General features: G+C 63.3%; 15 protein-coding genes and 1 pseudogene. 12 read left to right on the forward strand and 4 right to left on the reverse strand.

Annotated features, from left to right (window positions below):
- The first annotated feature begins 357 nt into the window (after positions 1–357).
- The 4 genes from JG739_RS13375 to JG739_RS13390 all read left to right on the forward strand — a co-directional run bounded on the left by JG739_RS13375 (position 358) and on the right by JG739_RS13390 (position 2,371).
- Entirely contained in the window at positions 358–1,011 is a 654-nt protein-coding gene (locus JG739_RS13375) for a L,D-transpeptidase (protein ID WP_202366854.1), read from the forward strand.
- 10 nt (positions 1,012–1,021) lie between these two features.
- Positions 1,022–1,534 (forward strand): OmpA family protein, encoded by a 513-nt coding sequence (locus JG739_RS13380; RefSeq protein WP_027155108.1) that lies wholly within the window; start codon positions 1,022–1,024, stop codon positions 1,532–1,534.
- 312 nt (positions 1,535–1,846) lie between these two features.
- Positions 1,847–2,107: a hypothetical protein gene (locus JG739_RS13385; RefSeq protein ID WP_202366855.1), complete on the forward strand. Its 261-nt coding sequence runs from the start codon at positions 1,847–1,849 to the stop codon at positions 2,105–2,107.
- Between the two features lie 3 nt (positions 2,108–2,110).
- Positions 2,111–2,371, forward strand: a complete 261-nt coding sequence (locus JG739_RS13390) for a hypothetical protein (protein WP_202366856.1) — start codon at positions 2,111–2,113, stop codon at positions 2,369–2,371.
- Here the strand turns inward: JG739_RS13390 and JG739_RS13395 are convergent.
- Complete coding sequence (locus tag JG739_RS13395; RefSeq protein WP_202366857.1) at positions 2,368–3,081, reverse strand: SOS response-associated peptidase; 714 nt, start codon at positions 3,079–3,081, stop codon at positions 2,368–2,370. The genes JG739_RS13390 and JG739_RS13395 overlap by 4 nt on opposite strands.
- A gap of 261 nt (positions 3,082–3,342) precedes the next feature.
- On the opposite strand from JG739_RS13395, the gene JG739_RS13400 reads away from it, so the two are divergent.
- From JG739_RS13400 to minE, 4 genes are all read left to right on the forward strand, one after another.
- On the forward strand, positions 3,343–3,783 hold the full coding sequence (locus JG739_RS13400; RefSeq protein WP_202366858.1) for a hypothetical protein: 441 nt from the start codon (positions 3,343–3,345) through the stop codon (positions 3,781–3,783).
- Between the two features lie 167 nt (positions 3,784–3,950).
- A complete protein-coding gene (minC, locus tag JG739_RS13405) occupies positions 3,951–4,733 on the forward strand; it encodes a septum site-determining protein MinC (RefSeq protein ID WP_202366859.1) in 783 nt (260 codons plus the stop codon).
- Between the two features lie 106 nt (positions 4,734–4,839).
- Positions 4,840–5,655, forward strand: a complete 816-nt coding sequence (gene minD, locus JG739_RS13410; protein WP_023803856.1) for a septum site-determining protein MinD — start codon at positions 4,840–4,842, stop codon at positions 5,653–5,655.
- Entirely contained in the window at positions 5,652–5,924 is a 273-nt protein-coding gene (gene minE, locus JG739_RS13415) for a cell division topological specificity factor MinE (RefSeq protein ID WP_023803855.1), read from the forward strand. The genes minD and minE overlap by 4 nt, the downstream gene beginning before the upstream one ends.
- A gap of 64 nt (positions 5,925–5,988) precedes the next feature.
- On the opposite strand, the gene JG739_RS13420 is transcribed toward minE, so the two are convergent.
- Positions 5,989–6,729, reverse strand: coding sequence for a sulfotransferase family protein (locus JG739_RS13420; RefSeq protein WP_202366860.1), 741 nt, complete (start codon positions 6,727–6,729; stop codon positions 5,989–5,991).
- Between the two features lie 316 nt (positions 6,730–7,045).
- Here JG739_RS13420 and JG739_RS13425 point away from each other — a divergent pair, with 316 nt between their 5' ends.
- Complete coding sequence (locus tag JG739_RS13425) at positions 7,046–7,300, forward strand: exopolysaccharide production repressor protein (RefSeq protein ID WP_244749946.1); 255 nt, start codon at positions 7,046–7,048, stop codon at positions 7,298–7,300.
- A gap of 164 nt (positions 7,301–7,464) precedes the next feature.
- Here JG739_RS13425 and yghU read toward each other — a convergent pair whose 3' ends face one another.
- Positions 7,465–8,331 carry a glutathione-dependent disulfide-bond oxidoreductase gene (yghU, locus tag JG739_RS13430; protein ID WP_202366862.1) on the reverse strand — a complete coding sequence of 289 codons (867 nt, stop codon included), beginning with the start codon at positions 8,329–8,331 and terminating at the stop codon, positions 7,465–7,467.
- Between the two features lie 219 nt (positions 8,332–8,550).
- On the opposite strand from yghU, the gene JG739_RS13435 reads away from it, so the two are divergent.
- The 3 genes and pseudogenes from JG739_RS13435 to JG739_RS13445 all read left to right on the forward strand — a co-directional run bounded on the left by JG739_RS13435 (position 8,551) and on the right by JG739_RS13445 (position 12,545).
- Positions 8,551–9,453, forward strand: a complete 903-nt coding sequence (locus JG739_RS13435) for a S1C family serine protease (protein WP_202366863.1) — start codon at positions 8,551–8,553, stop codon at positions 9,451–9,453.
- A 190-nt stretch (positions 9,454–9,643) separates the two neighbouring features.
- Positions 9,644–10,241 (forward strand): annotated as a pseudogene (locus JG739_RS13440) (YdeI/OmpD-associated family protein).
- Positions 10,242–10,409: 168 nt separating this feature from the next.
- Entirely contained in the window at positions 10,410–12,545 is a 2,136-nt protein-coding gene (locus tag JG739_RS13445; protein WP_202366864.1) for an EAL domain-containing protein, read from the forward strand.
- A 20-nt stretch (positions 12,546–12,565) separates the two neighbouring features.
- Here the strand turns inward: JG739_RS13445 and JG739_RS13450 are convergent, their stop codons facing one another.
- The gene (locus JG739_RS13450; RefSeq protein WP_202366865.1) at positions 12,566–12,895 is read right to left on the reverse strand and encodes a GYD domain-containing protein; all 330 of its coding nucleotides are present in this window, start codon (positions 12,893–12,895) and stop codon (positions 12,566–12,568) included.
- Positions 12,896–12,921: the final 26 nt, after the last annotated feature.

Consider the following 12,921-nt stretch of genomic DNA (forward strand, 5'->3'; position numbering starts at 1 on the left):
CAAGGGGTGAATGGAACGACGTCATTGTTGCGCAGTCGTGGAGCGACGAGCCACTGAATCACGATCTGCGAGCAGGTAACGATCGGCCAGCGCCGTGATCACTCGGGATCAGTTCGACTCGCCGCCGCTGGGACAATGAGACCTTGGCATGCGACATGGCAGATACTGTGGGCTGGACAAATCATGCGCCGGCCGGATTCCGCCCCGACCCCGGCAAGATTGTCACAATGTGGTCATTCGCCGCCAAATTGCCGACTGTCCGGACACGGCGGACTGAAGCAACGCAGCATTTTCCACTTTGAGGCGAAGTAATTCTCAACTATGGTCGCCAGGCTTTTGCAGGGGGGAATATTGCCGATGGTTTTATCACGCAGGGGTGTCGTGCTCGGCGGCCTGGCGCTGGTCGCGGTGGGTGCAACCAGCAATATTGCTCAAGCCGCGGCGGCAAAATCCTTTTTCGCCGGTACCGCCAGCGACAACAATTTTGTCTATCGCAAGACCAATTTCGCCAAGATCGACAAGAGATGGCATCGCCAGATCGTCAAGTATTTCAGCAGCGAGCCGGTCGGCACCGTCGTGGTCGATACCCGCCACCACTTCCTCTACGTCATCATGGAAAACAAGACTGCCATCCGCTACGGCGTCGGCGTCGGCAAGGACGGCTTCAAATGGTACGGCCGCGCGACGATCGACCGCCGCGCGCTGTGGCCGCAATGGGTCCCGCCCCCCGAAATGCGTAAGCGCAAGCCGGACCTACCGCACATGATCGCAGGCGGCGCGTCCAACAATCCGCTCGGGCCGCGCGCGCTCTATCTGCACCGCAACGGCGCCGACACCGGCTACCGCCTGCATGGCACGCTGGAGCCATGGAGCATCGGCACCGACGCTTCCAGCGGCTGCATCCGCATGTTCCCGGAAGATATCATCGACCTCTACCAGCGCTGCCCAATCGGCACCGCGGTGCAGGTCCTGCCGCACATCGCCGACCAGGCGCCCGCTTCCGTCGAATGATTGGCGCCTCATGAACCGCATGATTGAAAACACGCGCCGGCTGCTCGCCGCCGGCCTGCTAGTGCTGGCCGCATCCTGCTCGACCAGCAACACGCTGGCCCCTTCCACGCCCGACATCACCAACACGGAGGTTGCCGGCTTCCAGAACGTGCAGCCGGGCAGCGAGGAGGATTTTATCCTCAATGTCGGCCGCCGCACCTATTTCACGCAAGGTTCGGCCGCGCTCGATTCTGTCGCCAAGGCCACCCTCGACACCCAGATCGCCTGGTTAGCAAAGCATCCGCGCTGGCTGCTCAAGCTGCAGGGTTTCGCCGACGATCCCGGCGCAAGTGAAACGGCGCTGTCGCAGCAGCGCGCCGATGCGGTGATGGACTACCTCGCCGCCGGCGGCATAGACCGCAACCGCATGTGGGCCAAGGGCTACGGCAAGGACAGGCTCGTCCGCGACTGCCCCGACACCGCCTGCAGGTCGCAGAACCGCCGCGTTGTGTCTAATTTGCGCGATGAGAGGGACGAGCCGTAGGGGCCGCTGTTCTGCTTGTGACCCTAAGCCGTCCGTCGTTCGGTCATGCCACAAGGTCCGCATCGGGTCGGGGGCCGGTCTTTTTTGCCTGTCCCCGATGGATCTGGTTGGTAGTTACGGGCTGGCTACAGGTGGGCAATACCGGCCTCCTGGCGGCTGTCCAGCGTCACGACCATAGCGATGCCTCCAATCGTTTCTGTCCAAGCCGAACAAAACGGGAACAAAACTACCAAGTGTGAATTGACTCCGCGAGGAATGTCTTCCTATTTGTCTGAGGTGGGCCGGGTTGCTCACAAACTGGGGAGAGCCGCGATGGGCAGGCGAAAAAGCCGGTTCGACAGGCTGTCGGCGAGGCATGCGGAGGCGATCATCAGGGACGCTCTCAGTCTGCGCAGGACTGTGCTTTCGTCGCAACTGCATCTGAAGGCGCATGGCGAGCTGTTTTGGCAGCTTTGCGGACTTGTCGAAAGATTGCATGAGGTGATGGCCAGCGTAGCGGAGAAGGAGCCCGATTTCCGGATGCCGGATCTTGGCCTGCTTCCGCTTCCCGAGGACTATTTGACCCGGAAATGAGCCATGGCCGGGCCGATGGACAGCGTTGGACGTGCCGCGAAGGCCAACATGCTGCTGATCGTCGAGTGCGGCCACTGCTACCATGTCGGGCGTTTTCGGGCCAACGACGTGGCCAAGGTGGTGGGCTGGAACAAGCCGCTGGAGACCATTCGATTCAGGTGCAAGCGGTGCAGCCGAACCGACACGACCGTGAAGACCCAGTTCATCGACCAGGATCATCCGCCGAAAGGCTACATCTGGGTGCTGCAGAAATTCAAGCTTTAGAACAGCGAACCCTGTAGCGGCGCCTGTGGCGCCTGCGGCGGAAACTTTATCTGCGTCGCCGGCTTGTCGACGATCACCAGCGCGTCGTCGGATGCCGTGCGCTGCAGGTGCCTGGCTTGCGACCACGGCGCGCTCAGCCAGGTCTCGGTTTCCTCCTGCGTCGTCAGGATCACGGGCATCGCCTTCTCGTGGATCGGCGCGATCAGGGCGTTTGGCCTGGTCGTCAGAAAGCCGTAGAGCTCGAACTCGCCGGGGCCGTCCTTGACCTTGCGCACACCTTGCCAGCGTGTCCACAGGCCGGCGAAGAAGAACAGCGGCCGCGCCTCGTTCAGCGCGAACCAGTAGTTTTTCTGGATACCGGTATCCGGATCCTTGTCGCCCGGCGTTGGGCTCGGTTCGGCAAAACTGGTGAGCGGCACCACGCAGCGGTTCTCGACGCCGAGATATTGCTGCCAGTGGCCGTATTGCGGGTTGCGGATGTTGGTGGTGCCGTAGTCGGCCTTGCCCTTCACCCGCTCGATCGGCGTCGGCATGCCCCACAAAAGGTTGGCCAGCTCGCGCGTCCCGTCCGGCGCGTTGCGCACCACCGGGCCGGGCTGGTTGGGGTAGATATCGATGGAGGGCTCGAGATTGCCGAGACTATCGCGCAAGGCGCGGGTCCACTGGCGTATCGCCTCCTGGCTGGTGGTGATGTTGTAGAGGTTGCACATATCGAGCCCTCAGGGAAGTTCAGGTATCTTGTGGGAAAGGGCAGGTAATTTCCAGCGCTTGTCGGCTCGGCTGCTGACACGCTACCCCAGCCCACAGCGCCGCGATCACCGCCCCGACGATCGACCGCGGCAGAAGGATACCGCCGCGCAGCGGCCAACCACGGGTTCCGCTTACGCAACGTACACCGCTCGCGTGCGTTCTATGGATTAGGAGGAGCATGATGGCGGCTGGTTTCATGCGCTCACAATCGGAGGCAAACCATGATGTCCAAGTTCAGAGATGCCCTTGACCGCGGCAAGGAAGCTCGCCGTGAGCAAGAGGGGAAGGTCGGCAAGGAGAAGGCCGAGGGGCCGGATTTCGGCGCGCAGGCAAGGGCCTGGCTGAACGACGTCGTGGTTGCGTCGCTGGAAACCGCCAAGGCTGACGTAGCAGGCGAGGTGGCCGTCGAGATGGACACCGCGCCTCGCCGCCAGGCCAAAGCATCGACACCGTCGATTCGCTTCAGAATTTACAGGAAGCGGGGAACGGAAAAGGAGGTAGCCGGAAGGACGTTCACGGTCGACGTTCAGCTGAGTGGGCAAGTGTCGGTCTCTTCGCCCGGTATGGTGGCGAGAGAAGTGGGAAACATAGGCGATAGGGCAGACGAGCGGTTCTCTACCTTGCTGGCGGAACTGATCGAGGACGCTGCGAAGGGCATTTAGCCAGCAAGGCGTCGAGGAAAGGCTGGCAATTTCCAACGCTGTCGGCTGGCTGCCGACACCGCCGGGTGTGTCAGTAACAGCTTTCCAGATACCGCAAACACCGTTGCGTTAACCTTTCGTTAACCATGGCTGGCTAGCGTTTACCTATCAGTAAGGAATCGCTGTCCGTGACCTTCGCCGCCCCCGTCGAGACCAAATCCATTCGCTTTCGCGCCCGCTCCTTCGTCGCCTTCACGCTCACCCCGGAGACGCCGCTTTCGGAGTGGCTGGAAAGCCTCGACCGCTGGATCGGCAATTCTCCCGGCTATTTTGCCGGCCGGCCGGTGGTGCTCAACCTCAACACGCTGAAGCCCGCGGTCAGCCAGATCGAAGCGCTGGTTGCCGAGCTTGGCCTGCGCGGCATCCGCATCTATGCCATCGAACTCGACGGCAACACGGCGCTTGAGCCCAATCTGCCGCCTGTGCTGATCGGCGCCAAGGAAGCCACAGCCGGGCTGCTCATGCAGGCCGACCAAAAGGCTGCCGGCAGGCCGGCAGAGGCGGGCAGGGCGGCGGCAGGCAGGGCGGAACCGGGCAAGCACTCGGAAGACAGGCAACCAGAAGACAGGGTGCCCGACGCGCCGGCCACGCTGATGGTCAAGTCGCCGATCCGCTCGGGCCAGTCGATCTTCCACGCGCATGGCGATGTCATCGTGCTCGGCTCCGTCGCCTCCGGTTCAGAGATCGTCGCCGCCGGCTCGATCCACGTCTACGGCACGCTGCGCGGGCGGGCGTCGGCGGGTGTGCTCGGCCATTCGGCGGCGCGCATCTTCTGCCGCAAAAACGAGGCCGAACTGCTGTCGGTCGATGGCTGGTATTGCACCGCCGAGGAGATGGAGCCGGCCTTGCGCGGAAAAGCGGTGCAGGCGTTCCTGGAAAACGACACGCTGCGCATAGCGCCGTTCAGCTAATGCAGTCGCCCGAATGTATACACAGAGATTTGGAATAAAAACAAAAACTTAAGCGCATCGCATAAATCAAACGCTTAACAATACCAACAACAATAAGGAGGCATAGATGGGCAAAGTTGTGGTGGTCACCTCGGGCAAGGGGGGCGTCGGCAAGACGACCTCGACGGCCGCCCTTGGCGCCGCCGTCGCGAGAACCGGCAAGAGGGTGGCGCTGGTCGACTTCGACGTGGGTCTGAGGAATCTCGATCTGATCATGGGCGCCGAACGGCGGGTGGTGTTCGACCTGGTCAACGTCATCCAGGGAACCGCCAAGCTGTCGCAGGCGCTGATCCGCGACAAGCGGGTCGAGACGCTGTTCCTGCTGCCGGCCTCGCAGACGCGCGACAAGGATGCGCTGACCGAGGAGGGCGTCGGCGAGGTGATCGAAAAGCTAAGCTCGGTGTTCGACTACGTCTTCTGTGACAGCCCGGCCGGCATCGAGCGCGGCGCGCAGCTTGCCATGCGCTTTGCCGACGAGGCGGTCATCGTCACCAACCCGGAAGTCAGCTCGGTGCGCGATTCCGACCGCATCATCGGCCTGCTCGACGCCAGGACCGTCAAGGCCGAGCGGGGCGAGCAGATCGCCAAGCATGTGCTGGTGACGCGCTATGATGCGGCGCGCGCGGCGCGCGGCGAAATGCTGTCGATCGACGACGTGCTCGAGATCCTGTCGACGCCGCTGCTGGGCATCATTCCCGAGAGCCAGGACGTGCTCAAGGCCTCCAACCTCGGATCGCCGGTGACACTCAGCGATCCGACCAACTCCGCCGCCCGCGCCTATATCGAGGCGGCCAAACGGCTCGAGGGCGAGGACTTGCCGGTCGTCGTGCCGTTCGAGCGCAAGGGCTTTCTCGATCGGCTTTTTGGAAGGAGGGCAGCATGAGCCTGTTAGACCTCTTCAAGCGGCGCGGCAGCGCGCCGGTGGCGCGCGAGCGGCTGCAGGTGCTGCTCGCCTATGAGCGCCGCAACCGCAGCCAGCCCGATCTCGTCTCGGTGCTGCGCGAGGAGATCATGGCCGTCATCGCCAGGCATGTGCAGATCGACCAGGATTATCTGCAGGTCTCGATGGATCGCGGCGAGACGATGTCGACGCTGGAGATCGACATCCAGATCCCCAACAAGAGCGCAAGGCCGCTGGCCATGTCGGCCTGAGCGGCGGTGTTGCGCCTGTCGTAATTTTGACGCCGGCGCGCCGGCGTCAAGGTCCCCCTGGCCACTACCCCAGCCACCACAAAACCCCGCCCAGCACCGCCACCACCCCCGCGATCGACAGCCCGAGCATGATGTAGGATCCCTTGATGACGTCGCGGATCACCTTCTTGACGCTTGAGCGGTCATTGAGGTTCGGGAACGGCTCCTGCGGTTCCGCCACGCCGAGAAAGCGGCACAACGGCCCCCAGCCTTCGGTCACCGTGAACACTAGCAGCTTTTCCGGCGGAACGGCTGCCTTCACCTCCTCGGTGTAGGCGTTGTAGCGTGCGATCGCCCGCTCGCGGTCGTCCATCACGCCGGCCAGCACGCGGCCCCAGATCAACTTGCGCGACATGTCGCCGAATTTTCGGCCGAACGGCGTCAGCCACTCCAAAACCTTGAATTGCCAGAGGTTCTCCGTGAAGTAGATCGTGTCGATCGTGCTGTCGTACCAGCCTTCGGCGCCGCGCGGGTGGAGCGTCAGCAGCACCTTGGCGTCAGGGTATTCGGCCAGCAGCTCCCGCCACACGCAGCAGCCGGGATTGTCGACCGTCGCCGTGTAGTTGGCAAACACCCGGTCCCAGTCGTGCGGCGTGCCGGGCTTGCTGTTCGCTACCTTGCGCCAGAAGTCGAGGTGGCCCTTGTTGGCCTTGTTGAGGATCACTTCCTGCATGTGATAGCAGGGAAAGCCGAGCCTGTTCAGCGCGGCAAAGGTCGACCATGTGCCCGTTCGTCCGAATCCCGCGCCGATTACCTTGAGCGCCATGTCATCCCCCCTTCGCCCCATTCTCCCCATGCTGATATCTACGTTGCGCCCGGCGCGCCCCGCGCGCAACAAATTTCCATTGTGCCTTCCCGCTATAGATCAGCTCTGTTTTGAATCGAACATCACCAGCCGGGAAGCGTCTCAACCATAGATTGCGTTAAGCATGCGCACACCTCTCATCCATTTGCCACTTGCGCAACCATCCAAAGGGTGAAAACGTTGGTCCGGGGTAAATGGGCAAGGGTGGTCGTCGCGGCTGTTAGAAGCTCCGGGGCGGCCTCGAAAAGCGATGAATTTTCCACAGTTCCTGGTGGGGATGACGGCCGCGTCGTTCGTCGTGGCGCTCTCGACTTTTTTGGCAACGGGTTCAATCTGGAAGGCGCTCGGTTGGACCGTCCTTGCCTTGATCGTTCTGCAGGTTGGATATTTTTTGTCCGTCGTCCGGCTGATTTATAGGGCCGAACGAAAGACACACAGTGACCGCGACCCGGGAGTACTGGACCGTCGAGACGGCATGCAGCTTCGAGATTCAGTGTCAGCCCGCACAAATATAAACATGCCTAGACCATGATGTTCATCAGATAGACTATATGGTCTAAATCCCCTAAAAGCGGACATGTTCGGTTCTGGGAATGTGCATTGGACGTTCCGTTACTTTAGTCAACCAGTACATATCTCCGAGCGCATATGCCCGATACTGCGCAGCGCCTATCCGCTCCAGTTCCGTCGCTCTGGTCACTCCGCCGCCAGTCTGTCCTGCGTCCTGGTGTCGAAATCGCTGGCGTCGTGGCGCTCGTGCAATTGCATCGCCGGCTCGCCGAAGGCGCGGTTGACCATGCGGCCGCGCTGCACCGCCGGCCGTGCGTCGATCGCGTCGGCCCAGCGCTGCACGTGCTTGTATTCCTGCACCGACAGGAACTCGCCGGCATCGTTGTAGATGCGGCCCTTGGCCAGCCCGCCATACCAAGGCCACACGGCGATATCGGCGATCGTGTAGGCGTCGCCGCCGAGATATTCGCTTACCGCCAGCCGCCGGTCGAGCACATCCATCTGGCGCTTCACCTCCATGGCGAAGCGGTCGATGGCATATTCGAACTTTTCCGGTGCATAGACGTAGAAATGGCCGAAGCCGCCGCCGAGATAGGGCGCCGAGCCCATTTGCCAGAACAGCCATGACAGGGTTTCTGCGCGCGCCGGCTGCTCGGTCGGCAGGAATTCGCCGAATTTCTCGGCCAGATGCAGCAGAATCGAGCCGGATTCGAAGACGCGGATCGGCTTTGGCCCGCTGCGGTCCATCAGCGCCGGGATCTTGGAGTTGGGATTGACCTCGACGAAGCCGCTGCCGAACTGGTCGCCGTCATTGATCCTGATCAGCCAGGCGTCATATTCGGCGCCTTTGTGGCCGCGCGCCAACAGCTCCTCCAGCATGATCGTCACCTTCACGCCGTTTGGTGTCGCCTGCGAATAAAGCTGCAGCGGATGCTTGCCGACCGGCAGCTCCTTGTCATGCGTCGGGCCGGCGATCGGCCGGTTGATGCTGGCGAAGGCGCCGCCATTCTCCTTGTTCCAGGTCCATACTTTCGGCGGTGTGTATTGGTTCATCTCGGGAGGCCTTTGAGGTGAGCGGGGAGGGGCTTGAGGAGGATCAGCTTGCATAGATACAAATAGTGCGGGCTGCGGGAAGTTCAACTTGTATTGAACTATCGTCGATGCCGGCCTGCCTGCGCGATTGTTCGGCCCTTGCGCCTCGTCACGTGCGCCATACCTATAGATAAGATCGGGCCTCTGACGCCGGTCGTGACCATGGCCAGGATTGAAAGCATGACCATCGATACGATTTTGCGGTCCATCGTGACGGTGCGCGCTTCGATTCCGGATGATGCCTTTACCGCCAATGCGCTGGGCACCAGCCGGGAAGGCAGCGGCGTGGTCATTCGCGACAACGGCCTGGTGCTCACCATCGGCTACCTGATCACCGAGGCGGAAGAAGTCTGGCTGACCGACCACAACGGGCGCGTGATTCCCGCGCACGCGCTCGCCTACGATCAGGAAACGGGCTTCGGCCTGGTGCAGGCGCTGGCCCCGCTCGGCCTGCCCGCGGTGGCTTTCGGCGACGCGGCCAGGGCGATGGCCGGGGACCCGGTGGTGCTCGCCGACGGCATCGGCCAGGCGGTCAGCGCACACATCGTCACCAAGCAGGAATTCGCCGGCTATTGGGAGTATCTGCTGGACGAGGCGATCTTCACCGCGCCCGCTCACCCGTCATGGGGTGGTGCGGCACTCATCGGGCAGGACGGCAGGCTGCTCGGCATCGGTTCGCTGCGTCTGCAGATGAGCCGCGCCGGCGAGATCGCCGATATCAACATGGTGGTGCCGATCAACCTTCTGCCGCCTATTCTCGACGACCTGTTGACACGCGGCCAGGTTGCCAAGCCACCGCGCCCGTGGCTCGGCGCCTTCTCCGCCGAAAGCAATGGCGAGGTCGTGGTGATGAGCGTCGCCGAAGGCAGCCCGGCCGCCGAAGCCGGCCTGCGCCAGGGCGACATCATCTCGGATGTCCGCGACGGCGAAGTCGACGGGCTCGCCGACTTCTACCGCAAGTTGTGGCAGAACCCGGCGGGCGCGGAGATCCCGTTGCGGGTTGTGCGCGACGGCCGCGAAACCTGGCTGCGCGTCAAGTCGGCCGACCGCAACAGCTTTCTCAAGAAACCGCAGCTGCAGTGAGGCTGGGATAGCTGGGAACGCCGCGGGACAGCGCGCCCCTCTGTCCTGCCGGACATCTCCCCCACAAGGGGGGAGATTGGCTGTTTTGCTGTCCCGCCAGCCTTGCAACGAGGTTGGCGTTGCTCCATTCGATCGGAACTGAGCAGCGACGACGAGGAACGATGATGACCGCAAAAAGCGAGACCCGCTGATGGCGCCGGTCGAGGTCGACCCCGCCAAGGTCCGCGAATTCAGCGATGCCGAGAGCTTCTACACCTGGCTCGGCAAGCATCACGACACCGAGACAGAAATCTGGATCAAGATCCACAAGGTCGGATCGGGACTGGCTTCGATCACGCCCAAGGAGGCCATAGACGTCGTGCTGTGCTGGGGCTGGATCGATGCCGTGCGCAAGGGGCTCGACGACAAGAGCTATTTGCAGCGCTACGCGCCGCGCGGCAGGAAGAGCATCTGGAGCCAGATCAACGTCGACAACGTCGCCCGGCTGATCGAGGCGGGCCGGATGACCGAGCATGGGCTCAAACAGATCGAGACGGCGAAGGCCGACGGCCGCTGGGCGCGCGCCTATGGAAGCGGCAAGGACATGAAAATCCCCGCGGATTTGCAAGCTGCAATAGACGCCGAGCCCAAGGCCAAGGCGATGCTGGCAAGGCTCAGCGCAGAACCGCTTCGCGCTCGCCTTCCGCATCCACAATTTGAAGACCGAGGCTGGGCGCAAGAAGAAGATCGCCGCCTTCGTCGAGATGCTGAAGCGCGGTGAGACGATCTACCCGCAAGGCAAGAGGTGAGGGCTGGCGTCGTCGCTTCTGTGGCTGCCATTGCCGCAAAGTTCTCGTGGGTGTCAGGGCGAGAGAAATTGGCAGTCCACCCCGGCCGCTGCGCAGTAACGGTTTCTTCTTTGCTTTTGCCGCACAATGGCCGCGACAAGGCGGGGGCCGCGACGAGGCGGGCGGGACATGGCCGAAAAGAAAAATCGCGACGGGGAGTTCTGGGAGCTGGCGCTCGAACGCGCGCATCTTGGCGTCTGGGACTGGGATCTCAGGAGCGGCGACTGCTTCTACTCGGCGATGTGGTCGCAGATGCTCGGCTATGGCGAGGGCGAGCTTGCCGAGACAAGCGATCTCTGGCTGCGGCTGACGCATCCCGACGATCGCGAGCGGGCGGTGGCCAGCGGCGAACGCCACATTGCCGGCCTGACCGATTCGATCGAGACCGAGCTCAGGCTGAAGCACAAGTCCGGTCATTGGGTATGGGTTCTCGATCGCGGCGGAGTGGTCGAACGCGACGCCGAAGGCCGGCCGGTCAGGCTGATGGGCGTCCAGACCGACATCACCAAGCAGAAGCAAGCAGAAGCAGAGCTCGAACAGGTCAACGTCCGCTTTCGCCTGGCATTGGCGGCCAGCGGCACCGGCATCTGGCACCACGATCTCGCTGCACGCAAAAGCTACTGGGACAAGCGCACGCGGGACATCTACGGGCTTGTCGCCGACACCGACGAGGTGTCGCCAGACCTCTGGCACAGCTATCTGCATCCGGACGACCGGGCCGACGCCGAGCGGGCCCATTTGGCGCCGCTGCAAAGCCAAAAAGTCGTCGCCGTGCAATACCGCATCATCAAGCGCGACGGCGAAATCCGGCATGTCGAATCGCTGATACGGTTCATCGCCGATGCCCGGTCGTCGGGCCAGATCCTGGGCACGGTGCGCGACATCACCGAGGCGAAGCAACGCGAGCAGGAACTTGCCCATGCCGCCCGCCACGACGCGCTGACCGGCCTTCTGAACCGCGCCGCTTTCGACCGGCTGCTGGCCGAGCACATCGCAACGGCGCGCCGGCTCGCGGTGTTCTACGTCGATCTCGACTACTTCAAAGCACTGAACGACTTCGCCGGCCACGCCGCCGGCGACCTTGCCCTGAAGCGCGTCGCCGAGCGCATTGTAGGCTGTCTGCCGCCGCCGGTGCATGCCGCGCGCCTCGGCGGCGACGAGTTCGCGCTGCTGGTGCCTGATTGCGACGCAGCGCAAGCCGAGCGTCTCGCCGGCGCCGTTCTCGCGGCGGTTCGCGATGCCGACCTCGGCTCGACGGTGACGTCGCGCAAGCTTGCGGCCAGCATCGGCATCGCCTTTGTCGCCGATGCGAATACCGCGGTGGCCGACGCGCTCGCCTGCGCCGACGACGCCTGCTACGCGGCCAAGGCCGCCGGGCGCAATCGCTTTGCTGTGTTCTCGCCTGAGACGACGTCAGGGTCCGGCGGCCTCAATGCGGCGCGGCTGGCGGCCGACACCGTCGACGCCATGGCGGACGGAAGGCTGCAACTGTTCGGCCAGGAAATCCACCAGCTCGGCAAACCCTGGCAAGAAAGCCGCCATGTCGAGGTCCTGGCGCGGCTCGCCGGGGGCAACGGGCGGCTGATCCCGCCGGGCGAGTTCATCCCGGCGGCGGAGCGGTTCGGCGTCGCCTCGCGGCTCGATCGCTGGATCATCAGGACGGCGCTGTCGCTTCATGGTCCGGCGCTGAAGTCAGGGGCGCTGACGCTCGCCTTCAACCTGTCGGCGCAGACGCTGAGCGACCCGCAGCTTTGGGATTTCGTCGACGCCGTCATCGCTGAGACCGGGGCGCCGCATTCCGGCATTGGCTTTGAGATCACCGAAACTGCCGCGGTCACCAATTTCACTGCTGCCGAACAGTTCGTCGGCAAGGCGCGCGAGCGGCGCTGCCGCGTCAGCCTCGATGATTTCGGAGCGGGGATGAGCTCGTTCGAATATCTCCGGCGCTTTCCCGTCGACACGATCAAGATCGACGGTTCGTTCATCGAGCATATTGTGGACAGCCGCTTCGACCGCGAAATCGTCTCGGCGATATCGGGCATCGCCAGGAGCCTCGGCTGCTCGGTGGTGGCGGAGAAGATCGAAGCGCAGGATGCGCTCGACATCCTCGCTGATATGGGCATTGCCTTCGGCCAGGGATTTCTGCTGCACCGGCCGGAACCGCTGCAAGCGATCGTGGCGCGGGCAATCGCGATCCGGGCGAGCGCGACGGGGGCGAGCGCGACAGGGGCGAGCCGGCAGGCGCCAGCCGGACGGCGTGCCTAGCCGCGCAAGCCGCAGACTGGTCAGGGCTTTCCCGGCGGGCGATAGCGGACCGACTTTGCCTTGCCAAGGGCTTGCATCGTCTCTTCGACGCTCAGGAGAACGGTGGTCTCGTACGAGCTGAGCGCTCCTCCCGCACCAATGGCAAGCATGACAGATGCCATCGAAACGTTGTCGGGCGCCTCCCACAGGTTCCAGCCATCGTGCTCTCCGAAGCCGTACCAGAACCCGTGCAGCTTTCCGCCCACCGATTCGATGTAGGTGCGGGCTGCCTCGCGTCTATCCTCGGGGTTTTCGATCAGGCGCGCCCAAGTCTCGGGCGTATAGCTGAATCGTGAGAGATACATGGGCATGGTTCGCCTCCAGAGCCGCCGATCCC

Source organism: Mesorhizobium sp. L-2-11, assembly GCF_016756595.1.
In the GTDB taxonomy this organism is placed as follows: domain Bacteria; phylum Pseudomonadota; class Alphaproteobacteria; order Rhizobiales; family Rhizobiaceae; genus Mesorhizobium.

Coding starts and splice junctions, on each gene's coding strand:
- JG739_RS13375 (WP_202366854.1), top strand. CDS start 358: ATGGTTTTATCACGCAGGGGTGTCGTGCTCGGCGGCCTGGCGCTGGTC.
- JG739_RS13380 (WP_027155108.1), top strand. CDS start 1,022: ATGAACCGCATGATTGAAAACACGCGCCGGCTGCTCGCCGCCGGCCTG.
- JG739_RS13385 (WP_202366855.1), top strand. CDS start 1,847: ATGGGCAGGCGAAAAAGCCGGTTCGACAGGCTGTCGGCGAGGCATGCG.
- JG739_RS13390 (WP_202366856.1), top strand. CDS start 2,111: ATGGCCGGGCCGATGGACAGCGTTGGACGTGCCGCGAAGGCCAACATG.
- JG739_RS13395 (WP_202366857.1), bottom strand. CDS start 3,081: ATGTGCAACCTCTACAACATCACCACCAGCCAGGAGGCGATACGCCAG.
- JG739_RS13400 (WP_202366858.1), top strand. CDS start 3,343: ATGATGTCCAAGTTCAGAGATGCCCTTGACCGCGGCAAGGAAGCTCGC.
- minD (WP_023803856.1), top strand. CDS start 4,840: ATGGGCAAAGTTGTGGTGGTCACCTCGGGCAAGGGGGGCGTCGGCAAG.
- minE (WP_023803855.1), top strand. CDS start 5,652: ATGAGCCTGTTAGACCTCTTCAAGCGGCGCGGCAGCGCGCCGGTGGCG.
- JG739_RS13420 (WP_202366860.1), bottom strand. CDS start 6,729: ATGGCGCTCAAGGTAATCGGCGCGGGATTCGGACGAACGGGCACATGG.
- JG739_RS13425 (WP_244749946.1), top strand. CDS start 7,046: ATGACGGCCGCGTCGTTCGTCGTGGCGCTCTCGACTTTTTTGGCAACG.
- yghU (WP_202366862.1), bottom strand. CDS start 8,331: ATGAACCAATACACACCGCCGAAAGTATGGACCTGGAACAAGGAGAAT.
- JG739_RS13435 (WP_202366863.1), top strand. CDS start 8,551: ATGACCATCGATACGATTTTGCGGTCCATCGTGACGGTGCGCGCTTCG.
- JG739_RS13445 (WP_202366864.1), top strand. CDS start 10,410: ATGGCCGAAAAGAAAAATCGCGACGGGGAGTTCTGGGAGCTGGCGCTC.
- JG739_RS13450 (WP_202366865.1), bottom strand. CDS start 12,895: ATGCCCATGTATCTCTCACGATTCAGCTATACGCCCGAGACTTGGGCG.